Source organism: Marinoscillum furvescens DSM 4134, from assembly GCF_003386095.1.
GTDB classification, from domain to species: domain Bacteria; phylum Bacteroidota; class Bacteroidia; order Cytophagales; family Cyclobacteriaceae; genus Marinoscillum; species Marinoscillum furvescens.
This window is the reverse complement of the sequence record NZ_QREG01000010.1, coordinates 1-18,869: the sequence shown is the minus strand read 5'-3', so window position 1 is coordinate 18,869 and position 18,869 is coordinate 1. Positions and strand designations below refer to the sequence as shown.

Genomic DNA, 18,869 nt, shown 5'->3' with positions numbered 1-18,869 from the left:
CCCCCCTGTTGATTAGCTATGTCAAAGCGAAGCTTACTTCTTCAGCTTAATCACTTCGCTTCCTGCCAATAGAAAAGCTCCGGTTCCAAAATTTTGCCAGCTTTCACTGGTAGCGTTGTTTGGCTCAGCACCAATATTCTGAACCCAGCCAACCTTTCCACTTTTCTGCTGACATTTCTGAAGCCCCTTCCAGGCGTCAATAGCCACACGCAGGTACTCATCCTTTTCCAAAAGTCCATTATTAATTCCCCAGGCAATAGCGAAAGTATAAAAACCACTCCCACTTACCTCACCAAAACTGTATGACTCTGGCGATAACAAACTAGGCCTCCAAAGACCATCCTTGTGTTGTAATTCTTTGAGTTTGGCTACCATCTCTCTATACAACTGCTCATAAAACTCCCGATGCTCATAGTCCTTTGGCATGTGATCAAGAACCAAAGCAAGGCCGCCAAGCACCCAACCATTACCCCTTCCCCAAAACACCTTTTTACCATTTTCCTCCTTTATATCATCTACGCCATCCCACAAGAACCGTGTGTCCCTCGCGAACAAGTGCTCTTCCTGATCATAAAGGAGGTCATATGTCTGCTTATATTGCTCGTGCATAGCGTCCAGTAAAGAGTTATCATTCGTTTGCTCGGCATAATAAGCGATGACCGGTGGTGCCATAAAAAGCGCATCACACCACCACCAAAGAATTTTCATAAGTGTGGTATCTGACCCATTGGTAAAGGCGTTGGGCTCATATAAGTGATGCTGAATAAACTCGTGAGTAGGTTTTAAGTCTACGATGCGTTTTCTTATCGTATTGGCATATAAATAGGAGTATGAGATAATGATATCATCTGCGTGATGAAGCCGCTTATACGGCTCCCAGTTGTTGTAGTGACCTGCCATCTTCAGTGCTGCCAGAAACACTTGATTGCGTGTAGACTTATGCGCTCTGGACACACCAGTATAGTACGCCCCACATGTCCAATCCCTGGTGTCCATTTCAAATATCGGATGCGCCTCCTGCCATTCCATGGCTCTGACCATCGCATTCTCTATTTTTTTCTGATCAAAGACAGTTTGAGCATAACTTCCGTTGTACAACAAAACCGCCACCCAAAGCATAATAATCTTTGAATTTAATTTCATCTAGTAATTATTTATTTGGACACAATTCTAGCCAAAACCATGAGTTCAGCCTTCCTGCACATACAGGTGTACCAAATAAACCATCAGGCTATTACACTCAACTGCCCATTCCAAATTGGCGACTCCTCAAAGACATGCACTTGGCATGACGATTTTATAAATAATCAATCAAAAACTTATAAAACTGAAAATTTGATAAAAACACAATCAACGGGTGGGTACGGGATGAGAATTTATCATTTTATAAGTTTCATTGCAGGCTAACTAAAACACTATCAATATGTTTAGAACCTTACAACTAGTGTTACTACTGGTAATACTCACGCTACCGGCAGCATTAAAAGCTGCTACAATTACCATTTCCAGCTCTGGCCTATGGTACCAGACTTCCACCTGGCCCGGCGGGAGTCTGCCCACAGAAAATGATGATGTCATTGTCCCTTCAGGCATGACCCTAACCATGGCCGGAATTTGTCGAGCGAAGACCATCACAGTGCATGGTACATTGAAAGGGGTCAATTGGCAACCAGGAGGTGCCTGGATTGATTTAAGAGCTCATGGCATTGTGGTGGAAAATGGAGGGTTAATGGAAATCGGAACGGAAGCTCAACCCTATCACGCCACTGACAGATGTGTCATAACATTGACAGGCAATAAAACAACCTCTCCTGGAGGATCCTACAAGGGAATCATGGTTAAGTCAGGAGGCGACCTGGAGCTGCATGGAAAGGTCAGAAAAAGCTGGACAAACCTTGGCGCTACGGCTAATGCAGGAGCAACACAGATCACCCTAAAGGAAGCCGTAGACTGGGAAGTGGGAGATATCATAGCACTGACCTCCACTGACCTGGCCAGTGCAGGAGGCGATGAATGGGAGCACGTGGATGAGGTGGAAATCACCAGCATCAGTGGAGATAGCAAAACCCTTACGCTGCAGAGTCCACTACAGTATAAGCACCTGGGAGAATCCAAGACCTATTCCAGGGCTTCAGATAGTAAAACCTGGGACGTAGCTATTGAAGGGGAAGTAGGACTGCTTTCTCACTACATAAAAATCCAGGGAGATATGAGCGGCACAAATGAAGCCGATGGTTTTGGTGGTCATATCATGCTGATGCCCGGCTCTATGGCACACGTGGAGCATGTAGAACTTTACAAAATGGGACAAAAAGGGGAATTGGGTCGGTATCCTTTCCACTGGCATTTGAATGAGGATATGGCTTATGGAAGTTACTTCAAAAACAGTAGCGTGCATAGGTCATTCAATAGAGCAGTAACCATTCACGGCACGGACTCTGTGACAGTAGATGGTATTTTTGCTTATGACCACATTGGACATGGCATATTTTTGGAAGATGGAGGAGAACGTTTCAATACAATAAAGAACAACGTTGTTTTTGTTACACGAAGACCGAATGCCGGAGATGAACTTACAGATTCAGACAATGAGTTAAATCAAGCACAAAACCGAACTCCGGCTTCCTTTTGGATCACCAATCCGAACAACTACTTTGAAAATAATGTAGCAGCGGGAACAGAAGGAACGGGCTTTTGGATAGCACTACCTACCAGCCCCATGGGGCCAAGTGGAAGTATCAGTCACTTTGATGGGATAAACCCAACAACAGAACCATTGGGAAAATTTGAAGGATTTGTAGCGCACACCTGCATGAATGGGTGGGATGTTTTTGATCAACTTAATCCAGATCACTCGATCAAGAAAAACTTTGGTTGGAATATTAATACGGATCAATACTTTGATGATGGCTTGTTTTACGGCAATGAAACAGCTCTTTATTGTGGACTAGGCAATGGTGGTGATCCTTCCAAAGTTGTCTATAGAAACTGTGTCTTTAGCGATAATCAGATCACAACCATGCTGGCTGCAGACCTAAAAATCCAGAACTCGCTCTTTGTCGGTGACTCTGATTTAGGCGTATTTACAGGGGATCGTGAGTTCTTTCGTTTCTATGATGGCCCAGGCCAGCATATCGACTGCCACTTCGAAGCATGGAACCGCTCTTACACTTACATGGTGCGACAAAATGTAGGTGGAGGAGCCACAGAAAACTTTAACCCTTCTTTCACAGGAACAACCAAAGGTTTTTATGAACCATTCAATTTCAGGTATGTACCCTTGCCCAGCAATGCTGAAGCACGAAAAGTCGGGCAATTTTTCAAAGATTATGACGGTGGTCTGACTGGTAAAGCCCACACCACCATCATCAGGGATATTCCATTCTTAACCGATGGCCATGAGTACAGGCATCCTTCGTGGAGAAATGCTGCCCGATCTGATTATTACTTTGCAGGGCTTTGGCTACATGCCATAGGTAATGACGTGGACATGTCTGTTACCAGAAGCAAATCAGGCACTTCTGATGTTTGCTTCTTTGAACCAGCAGCTGCGACCAGCGGCACCACGAAGTTTCCACTGATAGTAAATGAAGATTTTGAATACACCTACAGATTCAGTAAAGCCCCTGACACCAAAAAAGTGCAATTGATATGGTACAGAGGAGATGTTGACGATGAAACACTCGTGAGGTTTAAAGGGCTTGGAAAACTGGGCAATTTCAGGGTAAATGGACATCAGTTCACCATATTAAACCCAAGCACTGAACAGGGAGTAAGGGACGCTTCCGATAATGCATACTACATAAACCCCTCCAGTGGTGATGTCTTTTTGAAATTGGTAGCCGATGGAGGAGACACCCGAGTAAACATATTCTTCAACTGGGATAACAATGGCACCTACACAAACCCTGGTCTATCATGCACTTCGAGTGAACTGGAAGGTGTCACAGCTCTGGATACTGATGGAGATAGCAGGTCTGATGTTTTCGAACAGGAAAATTGTGGGCTTGTCAATAATGCTTCTGATCTAAATTTTGGTTTCAATGGAAGTACAGAATCTTTTACCATGAATCAAATCGCTGCACATAATGTAAATAGTGGTACAGACTGGCTACTCAGAGCGGACAATGCAAATGATCCATACATCGTAAGGGATGGGCTTTACTTCAGTGGAAGCCAGGTGACTGAGCTAAACATTCGGGCAAAATCTCAAGCAGCAGGGGCTTTTACGGTTTATTGGGCTACAACTACCCAAACGGGTTTTTCGGCTGCAAGATCAGTGACAGTAGCCCCGGCACAGACCAATGTGTATGAGGAACTGACATTTGACATGAGCAGTTTCTCTAGCTGGACGGGGGAAACCATCACGAAAATAAGACTGGATTTTCCCCCAGATGCCTCATCCAATGTACATACCTACATTGATTACATTCATGGCCCCAATGCCTCAGACGGTCCTTGTCCTAACCAATCACCGTCGGTAAGTGTCACTTCACCTGGCAATGGAGCAACTTTTACAGTTGGTCAAAATGTGACCATTACGGCCAATTCTGACGATAGTGACGGGTGGATTACCAAAGTTGACTTTTACTCAAATGGCAACTTAATTTCTACGGATACAGAGAGCCCTTATTCGATTACTACCAGTTTTGCGAGCCAGGGAAGCTACAACCTCAAAGCCAAAGCAACGGATAATGATGGAGCCTTCACAGAATCTGCAACGATAAATATTACAATAGCTAACTCAGATGCGGATGTTGATGGAGACGGACTTACTCAGACCGAGGAATCTAGTGTTTGTATGTCAGACAGTGATGCTGGGGATTTTAGCTATGATTTCACCAGTTCCAACCAGGGATTTTTGGACACACACCACATCAGTGCCTATGCCTTTACTGTAGCAGGCGAGTACCTGATGAGAGTGGACAATCTCAACGATCCTTACATAGTGAAAGATAGCCTGAACTTCGATGCTGATGAGGTTTCATCCATTGTGATTAGAGGAAAAACCCAGGTAACCGGCGGTCAGTTTCAACTGTTCTGGGCCACTGCCAGCAGCCCAAATTTCTCCGCAAACAAATCAATAACATCGGGAACGGTTACTGGCAGCTTACAGGATTTCACTTTTGATGTTGGAAGCCATTCAGAATGGCAGAATGAGACCATCACCAAGCTGAGAATCGACCTTCCGGTAGATGCGTCTGGTTCTTATCATACATGGATCGATTACGTAAGGGCTCAGGATTTTGTGGAAGATGCCTGCTCGGGCAGCAGAACAGCAAATGCTAATTCTGAAGATGAAGTCATACTCAACGAACAGTTCATACTTTTCCCGAATCCAGCAAAAGACTTCCTTAATGTTGCCTTTGCGAATGATGAGATGAAAAATGCAGAGGTCAATATTTTTGACCTGAGTGGCAAAATGGTTCATTCCCAAATACTTAATGACTCGAAAACAATCAATATCAAGTCATTAAAAACGGGTACCTATTTGCTCAAATTAGTTCATAATAACAAAACGCATGTAGAGAGGTTTATCAAGAACTAGGAAATAACCTTCGGCATATAATCACATAGAAAAACCCCGAAAGTGACTTTAGTCGCTTTCGGGGTTTTTGTTTTAGGATGCACGATTATATTATGGAAACCGGCAACAGGATTGAATAGACTCCTTGATTGTCCTGCAAGCCCAAGTTTAATCACAATTGTTTTTCATCATAAGCCTAGTGGACGAAATAATAACTGGATTGAGTAAAACACTTTTGTTTTTTCATCTATCGATCAGGGTGCTGCTGCCGCACTGAGTAGATAGTAGTCATACACAAACATAGCAAAAGAGCATAGTTATTGAGAGCCATTCTGGTACGGGGTGGGTACACTCAGGTCATTGTTTACTCTTCATATATTCAAATAAAACCCGAAGGTCGACTTTAGTCATAGTTCGGGCTTTATTCTCACTAAGACTGACTTTCAATAATCCATTCTTTCAAATCAGTGCTAAAATTTAAAGCCATGAACAATACTAAAAATACTTCGACGCTATTGTTTCCAAGTGCATGAAAAAGAATACTTACCCGAACCTATTTCAACCACGGCCTCATCTTCAATCACTTCCAAAATCTTAAGGCCTTCGTGCTTATTGAGTTTGGTCTTACCTTCCTTAATTGACGCAATTTTGGATGTGGGGATGTACACTTCTGCCCTGGTGTTGGCAGGAACGGTAACATTGAGGGTAAGTCTGTTGCCTTTCATCTCCCAACCTGATTCAATAAGTCCATTGATGCTCTCGTAACTGCCTACCATGCTCCCCATTTCCTTACTGATGGCTGGTTTGATGATGATATTCCTAAATCCCTCATCATTTGTATCAATCCCCAGGCCATGGATAAACATCCACTCCGCAACGGAACCAAAGGCATAGTGGCTGAATGAGTTCATGGCAGCATTGAGTGATGAATTTTCATCAGGGTTTTTGGTGTAGCTGTTCCATCGCTCCCATATAGAAGTACTGCCGTTTACCACTGAATACCCCCAGCTTGGGTACTCAGTCTGCTGAAACAGTTTAAAACATAAATCAGCATATCCATATTGTGCCAAAGCGAGCATCACATGCTTTGTCCCTAAAAACCCTGTTGAAAACTTATTCCCATTATTTATGACTTTTTCGGCCAGTCGGTCGGCTCCTTTTTGTGCCAGGTCATGCGGATATAGCCCGAAGTACAGTGCCAGCGCATAAGACGTCTGCGTGTCTTCTGTTGTGTATCCATTTTCAAGAATATACTTTTTAGCAAATGCTTTTTTGATGTTATTAAACAAATTCATATAAGAAACCGCATCCTCATTTTCACCAATAGCTTCGGCCATTTCTGCCATGAGCTTAGCATCATATCCATAATAAGAGCTGCCTATGAAATCATGACTGGTCTGCTCATCCACTGCCAGCCAGTCGCCCCAGTTATTACCTCCTCCTGGCCGCAAATAATCCGTACTGGCATCTGCCTGAAAATCCATGAATTTTTTCATGCCTGGATACATCCGTTCCACGATTCGGGTATCCCCGTAAACCTTGTACATATTCCAGGGGATAATCACACCGGCATCCATCCAGGCCGGAGCATATTGATCAGGCCTGGAATATGGAAATGGAGCGAAATTCGGATACGCCCCATACCAACGCTGTGCATCATCCAAATCCACAAGAAATTTGGTGAAAAAAGCCGAAACATCAGCGTTGTAACTTGCAGAGCGACAATAGGTCTGTGCATCCCCAGTCCAGCCGAGACGCTCGTCCCGCTGTGGACAGTCGGTTGGTACTTCAAAGAAATTCGCGCTTTGTGTAGTGAGGATATTACTATAAAGCTGGTTGTTCATCCCATTGGAGCTCTTGAAAGTACTAGCGTCCGTGGCTATAGAACTCAAGGCAATTCCAGTGATGGCATCCGCGTCTGGCTCACCGGGGTATCCTGTTACCTGCACATATTGAAACCCATGATAAGTAAACTTCGGCTGCCACAATTCCTCCCCCTGACCGCTGAGAATATAGGTATCTGTAGCTCGCGCCATTCTTAGATTTTCCGTAAGGACGGTACCGTCTGAATTGAGGATTTCACCATACTTAATTTTCACTTTCGTACCTTTCTGCCCCCTTACTTTAAGTTCTGCGATCCCTGCAATGTTCTTACCCAAATCAAAAACATAGGTGCCGGGTTTAGGCTCTTTGACCGAAAGAGGGGTCAGCCGTTCTCGCTCCTCGATTAGTTCGCCTGGATAGGCCTGCAGTCTGCCATTTGGATACGTGTAGACTTTAGGACTCATCCATAGGCTATCCTCAAACCCGGGGGCATCCCACCCTTCATTTTGCTGAGTGGCATCATAGGTCTCCCCCATCAGAATATCCGCTTCCCGAATGCCCCCCTGACTTGCCTTCCATGATTTGTTTGATGCTATTACTTCCTCGCTACCGTCTTCATATTCGATAACTATTTGCCCCATAAAAGATGGGTTTTCCCCGTAAAAACCACGAACCTTATCAAGCCTTACCAGGAGGGCATAGCCTATATACCCACTGTACCAGCCATCAGCCACCACTGCGCCGACAACATTTTCGCCTGTGGTAATCATATCGGTAACATCAAACGACTGATAATAAACTCTCTTGTTATAATCGGTCCATCCAGGTAAGAGGTAATAATCTCCAACTTTAGCCCCATTTAACCGAAATTCATAAACCCCCAAAGCCGTAGTGTAGGCTGTTGCTCTTTTTACTTTCTTATCCACCGAAAAGGACTTGCGCAAATAGCGTGCAGGTGGTAGGTATAGACTATCATATTTGTTACCTTCAAATTGACCTACATCTAAACCGATGAACAAACCTTCCCAGTCTGAGAAGTGTAGTACTCCCATAGACCACTTTGCGGGAACACTCCACTCTGATCGAATATCACCTTCATCCCAAACCCGAACTTTCCAGTGATATTCAGCTTTGGATTCCAGCAAAGCTCCGTTATACTCGATTTGGTTTGTCTGGTTGGTCACAGCCTTACCTGTATCCCATACATCCCAGTCTCCAGCAGCCAGTTTCTCCCGGGTAGTAGCAACAACGATCTGATATGCAGACTGAACCCTATTTCTTCCTTCTCCCCTAACTTTCCAGCTAAATCTGGGGTGCTCCACATCAATCGCAGAAGGATTTTCTAAATATTCAACCTTGAGGTCGTAGGCAGTTAATGGATTTTCCGTAGTGTTTGCCACACTCAGAAATGAAAATATTACCAGATAAATGAAGAAAACGGATCGCTTTGTCGTATCTCTCTGAACAATTGAAAACCCCATATTTGTAATCACTTTAAATTTTAATAAACTAGAACACCAAAAGCCCTCTCGAACCAATCGTGCTTCAATTTTCGAACCTTACTTGACTAATGATTTCTACTGGAAATTCACTAATTGGTGTCAATACAATCTCCTTGTAATACACCTCTGCTGCCTCGGACTGAATTTGTATTTGACCTGATCTAAGCGTAGTACCATCGGGCTTACGGGTATTTTCAAGTACATTTACAATTTGTCCATTTACAACATGAATGGCCCTATCCCCTACTACATATAGTTCCAGGTGATTCCATTCGCCGTGCGGAGCATCTAACTCCTTTGATGCTTGAATAAGCCCACCTGGCTTGAGGTATGAATCAGCAGTAGGGTCATACCACTTTCTGTTTTTTCCATTTTCCTCTTTCACTATTCCCTTAACATCTGCTTCGCTCCCCAAACCAATAAAATCTGCTAAATCAGTTTCTTGCACCTGAAATTCAAGGCAATATTTCCATACTTCCCAAAATGCAGCGTGAGGTCCATAGCAGTGGTAGAGAATCCCACTATCGCGCAGTGCGTTTTCACGCGGTGGCCACTTCTTGTCACCCCATTTTTGCCACATGCTCAGATGATAGTTGGCATACTCTGCCTTGGTCGTAAGGCCACCATATATCTCTCCCGACACTTTCAGCACTAGCTCCCCATCTTCTCTTATGACAGAAAAAACATCCTTCACATCATTGTTAAGCCCCATGGGCTCCCCATCATGAACGTTTTCAGATTGATATGTACCCTCAGGTAGTCCTGACACCGAAGCATGAGGAACACACATCCATGTTTCAAATTTCCGGAGTTTACGATCCAAAAGCTGGATTGATTTGCCGACCTTTTGCGCATACCCACCCCCTGAGAAGAACATGAAAATTACCAGTGTAACTATTGATAGTCGTTTCATTGTGTTTGGTTTATCCTGAGTTATAAGCCCTCCAGATTTAGTTTAATGAATCTATTTTTACTCATCTCAGGTACGACAATGATTCCGCGCTCCAGGTCAATTCCCAAATCAGCAAACTGATTGAATCCTGTCAAAACCTCCGTAACTGCTCCAGATTTGGTGATTTTTAATAGTCGCCCCCCTACCCAATCGGTAGCATAATAATGTTTTTTGAACTTAATTACTCCGTCGAAATTAGCAATGGGGCCTTTGCCAATGTTATTGATCTCCTTCGTCTTAAGGTTAATGCTCTTCAGGGTCCCCTTTCTACTTGTTTCGAAAGTTGCCTCATTGGTCATTGGTCCCCAGGTCGCTACAATTAACTGGTTGCCATCTACACACAATCCATTGGGGCATTCTAAAGCTCTAAGTTTTAACCAAACCTCTGCTTTTCCAGAACTCCCGATTTTATAAATGGTGTTGTCATAAGTTTCAGAAACGTAGATATCTCCATTTGCTGCTACAACTGCGTCATTGGGAAATCGAGCGCCGGGTAACTCAATCTTTTCCAGGATCTCACCAGTAGCTATGCTGATTTTCACCAGTACTCCTCTGTCTGTAACATACAGATATCCTTCGTGGGATGTCATGCCTGTAGGGGCATCTAAACCATCCACCCACCTTGAAGCAACCACCTCCAAATTATTGTTTAGTCTGGTTATCCAACCATAACCGTCTTTTTCAATAGTCACTTTACCCCCGCCCAGACTAGAGATAAACCAAGACTGTGAGCCCTGATCAAAGTAGGCATTTTCAGGAGCGTCCAGAATATCCGAAATGTTTTTAGACGATGATGGTAGTGTTCGGTTGATTTCATTCCATTTCTTCATGGACCTGCTCAGATGTTCTCTCGGCTCTTCTTCTAACCCAAAGGTGTGCAGGAATACTTCTCCATCGTACCTGATCTTGTCTAGCGCATAGACAAACTGAGCTATATCATAATCCCCCGCATCCAAAGGTTGGATAGCATCCGCCCAGTTGGCTGATCCCGTGGAATGCATAGTCACATCACTACCAGCTACAGATGCAAACTTTAGATATGGAGCCGCCTTAATCGCTACCTCTAGCATGCGACTCCCGTTTCCAGCTCGAATCTCATGGCATGAATGCATAGTTACATATAGATTTGACATACCTAATTCTTGAATGTATGGTAGTGCCTCTTCCGTAGATTCAATTAGGGTTTTATCGTGCGGGTATATGATAAGGTTCTTACCTTCACTCATAGCACTTTGGGCCATATAGCGCAGCTTTTCTTTTATTTCCTTTTGTGTAGCAGTAGAATCTCTATCTACAAAAATGACCCAGACATTTTTTAATGAAGGCACATCCAAAACCTTTTCCCACTGCCTTTGCTGAACCTCGGCACTTTGATGAAAATGATACGGGAAGTAAACCACCGGCACTGAAAATGCACCCGCTTTCGCTTCAACTGTACTTAGGTAGTCATTGTACTTCTTAATCTGGTCGTCATTTTTCATAGCGAACGTAACACCTGAGTACCCCTCCTCTACCAGCAGAGCAGTCCTTTCTGGCAGAGGAATATGCTCCATTTTGAAATCAAATGCGTACAAAGGCTTTGATTGTGCACAAAGCAAAAAGGTAGAGAATACAAAAATCACTATCAGATAAATCCTTTTCATGTTAAAAATTGCGTGAGCATTTATTTAAAATCCAAACTTCGAGTTTTCTGACTAGTATAAACTAGCTGATTGAGGCAAACTATCTCAAAACTATTTAATGATTGCAGAGATGGCATCCTGCAGATGCATGCCCATATAATTCCGTTAATTATGTAATAAAAATTTCAGAAAGAGCAGGAATGCACGGGATGTAAAGCCTGACATATTAAGGCATCTTTAGCACGTTCAAACTGATTTTTGGACTCAGGCTTTAGAATTAAATCAATACAGTCAAACATGAAAAATACGTTATATCTAATTCTGCTAGGGTTAGTACTCATTGCTTGTACAAATACGAACGATCCGATTTCCATAGAAAAAATCACCGTGAATTATTTCGAGAATCCGTTGGGTATCGATGACCCAGAGCCAAGCCTAACATGGGTTATGTCCTCTTCCGGGAGAAATAAAATTCAAACGGCTTATCAAATTAAAGTGGCCACCTCTAAAAAAAATCTCGAATCTGAGAGAAGCCTTCTGTGGAATACAGGTAAACAAAATTCAAACCAAAACTCCAATGTCCGCTATGCAGGCAAACCGCTTAGCTCTGGACAGAGTTGTTTTTTCCAGGTTCGGGTTTGGGATGAAAATAATCAGGCTTCAGAGTGGAGCCAAGTGGGTATGTGGTCGATGGGATTGCTAGATAAGGAAGACTGGGAAGCAAAGTGGATCGGATATAAGACCTCTGACCAGAATCCAACAGATCCACTGCATCTTCCGCCTGCACCGTATTTAAGAAAATCCTTCAACGTAAATAGTAAGATTAAAAACGCCACACTGTATGTAACGTCACTGGGTGTTTTTGAAATGTCTATCAATGGAAATAAAATTGGCAATGATCTGCTCACACCTGGTTGGACTGACTACAATAAACGAATCTATTACAAGACTTACAATGTGACGGACAACCTGAGATCAGGTGAAAACGCTCTGGGAGCAATCATTGCAGATGGGTGGTATGCCGGCTATGTTGGGCCCAAAGAATTGTCAAACCCAAGAAACAGAGAATTGTACGGTGTGCATCCTGCACTTTTTTGTCAGCTCGAGGTAGAATATGAAAACGGCGAAAAAATTACAGTAGCATCAGATGAAAGCTGGAAGGCCAGTGAAGGCGCCTTTATATCAGCTGATTTGTTGATGGGTGTAACCTATAATGCCAATCTTGAACCCTCCGGCTGGAATAAGCCCGGCTTTGATGACTCTAAATGGGCAAACGCTTACCTACACCAGGGAACCGAAGGTAAGTTACAAGCTTACCCAGGCAACAGCATCCAGGTTTATAATGAAATCACCCCTATTGAAATTACCGAACCACAGCATGGTAAATACATATTTAATCTTGGTCAAAACTTTGCCGGTCATGCAAGGCTAAATGTTAAGGGCAACAAGGGAGACACCATCGTTATGCGTTTTGGTGAGCGGCTCCATGATGACGGCTCTTTGATGACGGAAAATTTGCGATTTGCCAGAGCCACAGACACTTACATTCTTAAGGGAAATGGCGTAGAAATATGGGAGCCAAAATTCACCTATCATGGGTTTCAATATGTAGAGGTAAGCGGCCTGAAATCTAAACCGGAATCTAGTACAATCACGGGTATTCCCTTTGGGTCGTCAATCCCCATGGTGAGCACATTCAGTTCGTCCGACAAAGTATTGAACAAAATGTATGAAAATATCATCTGGACTCAACGCTCCAATTTCATGGAAGTTCCCACGGATAGCCCCCAAAGAGATGAGCGATTAGGGTGGCTAGGTGATGTACAGATCTTTTCCAGGACGGCATTATACAATGCCACTTTGGGTGCTTTTAATCAAAAGTGGTTCACAGACTTAAGGGATGCACAATATGACTTAGGCCCCTACTCCGTATTTGCCCCTCGGCCATACCCAAAACTAGTTTGGTACTCTCCAGGGTGGATGGACGCGGGTGTAATGGTACCTTACAATACCTATAAGTTTTATGGCGACACCAAAATCATCGAAAAACACTATGAATCGATGACCAAATTCACCGAATATCACATCCAAAAAAGTGCTGAGCATAAATTCTATCCAGAAGATTCATGGGATGATGCTAAACCGCGGGGAGGATTTGGAGATTGGTTAGAAATGACCGAAAAGCACACATCTCATGATATTTTGGCTTCATTATACTTTCAACATGTACTTCGGTGTATGTCTGAAATGAGTACTGCAATTGGACAAAAGAAAAATGCCGAACGGTATAAGAGCATCTATGATGAATCAGTAAATGCTTTCATCAAACACTATCTTAGTAAGGACGGTCGAATTCACGTCGATGAGTCGAAATACGGAGATGGCAAGGGGTACTTTGAAGGCGAACGGGGCTTTACTGGACACACTCAATCAGCCTATGCTACAGCTATATATTTCGATGTACTCCCTACCAACCTGAAAAAAAAGGCCGGTAAGCACCTTATTGACCTCATTACTGCCAACGACAACCTGCCAACCTCTGGAATTCTGGGAATCCGACAGTTGCTTCCAGCTCTATCATCTATAGGAAGGTCAGATATTGCTTTCAAAATTCTTCTCAATAAAGATTACCCTAGCTGGGGATTCCAGGTAAAGCATGGTGCAACTACCATCTGGGAAAGGTGGAATAGCTGGACACCCGAAGATGGGTATAATGGAGCCATGAATGCTAAAATGAATTCCTTCAATCACTATGCCTTTGGTGCTTTTGGACAGTACTTGTTTAGCAATATTGCAGGCATAGACCAAAATGGAGTTGGTTTTAAGAATATCGTTATTAAACCAGAACTTGGAAATAATGCACTCACTAATGCACGTGGTAAATATGGGTCTATTAATGGCAAAATAGTGTCATCTTGGAAAGTTGATGGTTCAGCATACACTCTAGAGGTAGAAATACCTGTAAACACCAAAGCCAAGGTCTATGTAATATCCAAAGAAGGAACTCCTATTAAAGAAGGTGGAAAAACCATAGATAATGAATCAATTAAAGTCCTGGGGCGAGATGGAATCTATCAGGTATTTGAAGTGGGGTCTGGGAAATACTCCTTCCAATCAGTGTTATAGGCACTCCTGAATAAATCAAAAGTGCGTCATTTTGAACCCCTTCAAAATGACGCCTTTTACATTGCGCTTCATTTCATATACCTGTCTGACATTTATGCCAGACTCCTTTAGAACGATACTTGACAGAGCATAAAGCCGGAAGGTACAGTATGACAGCAACAGGGTTTATTCTTACCTTTCGCAAAACAAGTTTTCATTTTGAACAACTAAAAATTATCCAGCAGCTATGAAGGCTATTAAAATATTACGCAATACTGCACCCATGAAAATGTCAGCTATTATAGCGCTTATATCACTTCATTCTGCAAGCATGGCCTTTGTCCCGATGGACCCTAAAGAGGGTAATAAACTAGACGATGGCATAACCACTTGTCGCACGTCTGCAGCTGTGTCATCGGCCATAGAGCCTATTCAATCTGGATTATGGTCTTCAGCAAGCACCTGGCCAAACGGAGATAAACCATCTGCCAGTGATGACATAATCATACCAGCAGGTGTCACCCTCACACTCATTGGTAGTTGTAAAGCCAAATCCATCACTGTGCATGGAACCCTCAACGCACTCAGCAGTCAAGAAGCGGATGCCGGGATCGCACTTGCAACCGAAAGTATACTTGTTGCCGGAGGAGGAAAACTGGAAATAGGATCGGAATCCAATCCTTATCACGCATCGGATCGATGTGTGATTACGTTAAAGGGAGCCAAAATCAATAATGCTCCTGCTGCATATAAAGGCATAATGGTTCTAGATGGAGGTACTTTGGAGCTTCATGGTAAACAAAGAAAAAGCTGGACAAATATTGCCACAACAGCCGAAGCGGGAGATTCACAGATCACGTTAAAAGAGCCTGTTGACTGGGAGGTTGGAGATATTATTGCACTCACATCCACAGCTCTGGCCATACACAAGAGCAATGCATGGGAAAGAGTAGATCAGGTAGAAATTAGTGCAATCAGTGCAGATCAAAAAACGCTTACACTGGCACAGCCACTTCAATACAAGCACATAGGCGGATCAAAGTCCTACACCAGACATACCGATGGAAAAACCTGGGATGTAGACATATTCGGAGAAGTTGGGTTACTCTCGCATTATATCAAAATCCAGGGTGATGAAACAAGCGACATGCAAGGTTTTGGTGGGCATATTATGGTTATGCGCGGATCTACCTCCCACGTAGAACATGTGGAACTGTACAAAATGGGGCAAAAAGGCATTCTGGCCAGGTATCCATTTCACTGGCATCTGAATGAAGATAAAGCAAAAGGCAGCTACCTAAAAAACAGCAGCATCCATAAATCCTATAACCGGGCCGTAACCATACATGGAACAGACTATGTAACGGTAGATGGCGTGTTTGCCTATGACCACATCGGGCACGGTATCTTTCTCGAAGATGGTGGTGAGCGTTTCAATACGATTAAAAACAATGTAGTATTTGTAACAAGAAGACCAAAACAAGGGGAACAAACGACCCCTTCTGATAATTTTTCAGATGAACCCTCTCTTGGAGACACTCCACAAAACAGAACACCCGCCTCCTACTGGATTACCAACCCCAATAACTACTTTGAAAACAATGTAGCCGCAGGAACGGAAGGTACGGGCTTTTGGTTTGCTTTTCCTAAAAGTCCAATGTTTGCAACAGGACAGCTGCCTTATTTTCAAGGATTGAATCCAACCACTCAGCCTCTAGGTTCTTTCGATGGATTTGTTGCTCATACATGCATGAATGGCTGGGATGTCTTTGATCAACTTAACGCCGACCATTCGATAAAAAGAAATTTTGGATGGAATATAGGCACTCGACAGCTCATTAAGAATGGTTTGTTTTATGGAAATGACCAGGCACTTTATTGTGGGTTAGGAAATAGTGATAACGAAAATGTCGTTTTCTACGATTGCGTTTTCAGTGACAATAAAACCATCACCATGCTCGCAGGGGATCTTACCATTGAAAACAGCCTTTTTAATGCAGATACAGAACTCGGTTTGTTTGAAGGCGTACGTGAGTTTTTTCGGTTTTATGACGGACCGGGCAGACATATTGATTGTCATTTCGAGGGATGGAATCGGTCTAATGCCGAAATGATTAAACAAATTGCCGGTGGGGGTGCCACCGAGAATTTCAACCCTTCTTTTAGAGGGACCACTAAGGGGTTTTCAGAACCTTTTCCATTTAGGTTTAAACCTTTGCCACATACAGAAGATACTCGAACCCGAAAGATTGGCCAATTTTTTAAGGACTATGATGGAGGTTTAACCGGCAAAGCAAATACAACACTGATCAGAGATATACCATTTCTAATAGATGGTCATGAATATAGACACGAATCTTGGGAGAACGCAGCGAGAAGTGATTATTTCTTTGCAGGATTGTGGCTTGCTGGCATAAATGCAAGTGGGGTTAGGATGTCTATTGTTCGTTCTAAACCCAGTACAGAGGACGTCTGTTTTTACGAATCAGGAACACCAGCATCTGGAACGTATAAGTTCCCCCTTATTGTTAATGAGGGTTTTATGTATAGCTATTATATGGATCAGGCTCCAGCAAATAAAAGTATCCTCCTTATATGGAACAGAGGTGAACCAGGAGATTTAGCTCTTACATGTTTTAAAGGATTAGGAAAGCTAGGTAATTTTCGAGTAACAGGACATCAATTTGAACTTCCACTACTAAATTCTAAGTCAGCGGTGGAAGACGCAACCGATAACGCCTACTTTATTGACCCAAGTAATGGAGACGTCTATTTAAAATTGAGAAATTTAGGTGGGAGTAATAGGTTAAATATTTTCTTCAATTGGGATCACAACGGAACCTTTCAACCTGATCCACTGCCATGTACTTCAAATGACCTAAATGGTATCAATGTGCTCACAGATAGTGATGGAGATGGAAGACCTGATATACATGAGCCAGAAACTTGCGGACTTATCAATAGTGCCTCTGATCTTAGGTTTGATTTTAAACATTCAAACGAAGGTTTTGAAAAGGTGAATTTCACTGAAAGTAACGAGGACAATGAAGCATACTGGGAAGTAATAGTGGATAAATCAAATGACCCTTATATTACCAGAGACGGTCTCAACTTCAAAGGATCGCAGGCTCCACAAATCGTTATAAGGGCAAAGTCCGAGGCAGACGGTCCCTTTCAATTCTTTTGGGGTACTTCCAAGGCTAATAGTTTCTCACCAGACCGGGTTGTTACGGTACACCCAAAAGAAACCAATGTCTTTGAGGAGCTCGTATTTGATATGAGTGATGACAATGCGTGGATGGACCAGACCATTACAAAAATTCGGTTGGACTTACCCGGAGACGCTTCGAATATTAGATATGCCTATATTGACTACATCCATGGGCCTAATGCCGAAACACCATTTTGTGAGTCCCTGGAGCTAAGTTTCGAAAAACCTTCAGGCGACGTGTTAGTCGAAGGAGATGATTTAGATGTGGAGGTTGCTGTGACCGAAGGAAGTGTTTTCAATATTGAACTTTACTTAAATGACCTTTTGGTCAGAAAAGATGACACGGCACCGTTCCAATGGGGGTTCGCAAATTCCGACCAGGAAATTGATTCAGTACTATTGGGTCTAGACACTGGAACCTATGTATTAAAAGCTATAGCAACATCAGCAAATGGTACAATTTCGAAAACCAAAACTATCACAGTTGAAGAGTTAATCCTAAGTGAGGAATTACTCCTTAATGATAAAGTGACGATCTATCCCAACCCAGCAGAGGAATTTGTACACCTCTCCTTCAATGACTCTTGGGAAACTGCCAATGTGGAAATTTACAATACAGCGGGATCTAGAGTACTTTACGATATCGTTAATAACGGAGGTACCTTAAACATCAGCGACCTTCGCTCAGGCCTCTATTTGTTATACATCTCATACGATAAAGTATTCATCAAGCGAAAGCTGCAGGTTAGGTAACAAGCTGAACGCTTCTAAAACAGCTCCTCGACTCATAAGTTGAGGAGCTGTTTATTGTTATTTCTCAGTCTTTAACGCTCTAAGGAAGCAAGGACACCCTTTCACTCTTTAATGAATGGTTTAGACTAAAGCAGCACTTTCACTTGCTCTCATGTCTTAGAAGGTTCTAAACCGAAACGCACAAGCACTTTCCTTTGCGTATAATTGTGGTTTAGATTTACCGTTTTTTATGAGTCTTACCCACCTATGATCCCATGTAATGTAGTAATGGGTATCTGGTGGATATTACGGTTCTAACTATGCCACTTTTATCGGTGCATCTGTGCCATTGATTTCGGCCTACGCGGCGCGGTTCAGACTGTGCCACTTTCAC

7 protein-coding genes are annotated in these 18,869 nt (G+C 43.0%); 3 read left to right on the top strand and 4 right to left on the bottom strand.

The window, feature by feature from the left end:
* Positions 1-33 precede the first annotated feature (33 nt).
* Entirely contained in the window at positions 34-1,143 is a 1,110-nt protein-coding gene (locus C7460_RS11730) for a glycoside hydrolase family 88/105 protein (protein WP_115868298.1), read from the bottom strand.
* Between the two features lie 280 nt (positions 1,144-1,423).
* Between C7460_RS11730 and C7460_RS11725 the strand changes: the two genes are divergently transcribed.
* Positions 1,424-5,548: a G8 domain-containing protein gene (locus C7460_RS11725; RefSeq protein ID WP_115868297.1), complete on the top strand. Its 4,125-nt coding sequence runs from the start codon at positions 1,424-1,426 to the stop codon at positions 5,546-5,548.
* 491 nt (positions 5,549-6,039) lie between these two features.
* Here the strand turns inward: C7460_RS11725 and C7460_RS11720 are convergent, their stop codons facing one another.
* The 3 genes from C7460_RS11720 to C7460_RS11710 form a co-directional block, all read right to left on the bottom strand.
* Positions 6,040-8,751 carry an alpha-L-rhamnosidase gene (locus tag C7460_RS11720; RefSeq protein WP_170147984.1) on the bottom strand — a complete coding sequence of 904 codons (2,712 nt, stop codon included), beginning with the start codon at positions 8,749-8,751 and terminating at the stop codon, positions 6,040-6,042.
* 145 nt (positions 8,752-8,896) lie between these two features.
* A complete protein-coding gene (locus C7460_RS11715; protein ID WP_221409504.1) occupies positions 8,897-9,766 on the bottom strand; it encodes a 3-keto-disaccharide hydrolase in 870 nt (289 codons plus the stop codon).
* A gap of 20 nt (positions 9,767-9,786) precedes the next feature.
* Positions 9,787-11,448, bottom strand: a complete 1,662-nt coding sequence (locus C7460_RS11710; protein WP_115868295.1) for a TIM barrel protein — start codon at positions 11,446-11,448, stop codon at positions 9,787-9,789.
* Positions 11,449-11,724: 276 nt separating this feature from the next.
* Between C7460_RS11710 and C7460_RS11705 the strand changes: the two genes are divergently transcribed.
* Positions 11,725-14,553: an alpha-L-rhamnosidase gene (locus tag C7460_RS11705; RefSeq protein ID WP_115868294.1), complete on the top strand. Its 2,829-nt coding sequence runs from the start codon at positions 11,725-11,727 to the stop codon at positions 14,551-14,553.
* A gap of 226 nt (positions 14,554-14,779) precedes the next feature.
* Complete coding sequence (locus C7460_RS11700; protein ID WP_115868293.1) at positions 14,780-18,496, top strand: G8 domain-containing protein; 3,717 nt, start codon at positions 14,780-14,782, stop codon at positions 18,494-18,496.
* The last annotated feature ends 373 nt before the right edge of the window (positions 18,497-18,869 follow it).

Coding starts and splice junctions, on each gene's coding strand:
- C7460_RS11730 (WP_115868298.1), bottom strand. CDS start 1,143: ATGAAATTAAATTCAAAGATTATTATGCTTTGGGTGGCGGTTTTGTTG.
- C7460_RS11725 (WP_115868297.1), top strand. CDS start 1,424: ATGTTTAGAACCTTACAACTAGTGTTACTACTGGTAATACTCACGCTA.
- C7460_RS11715 (WP_221409504.1), bottom strand. CDS start 9,766: ATGAAACGACTATCAATAGTTACACTGGTAATTTTCATGTTCTTCTCA.
- C7460_RS11710 (WP_115868295.1), bottom strand. CDS start 11,448: ATGAAAAGGATTTATCTGATAGTGATTTTTGTATTCTCTACCTTTTTG.
- C7460_RS11705 (WP_115868294.1), top strand. CDS start 11,725: ATGAAAAATACGTTATATCTAATTCTGCTAGGGTTAGTACTCATTGCT.
- C7460_RS11700 (WP_115868293.1), top strand. CDS start 14,780: ATGAAGGCTATTAAAATATTACGCAATACTGCACCCATGAAAATGTCA.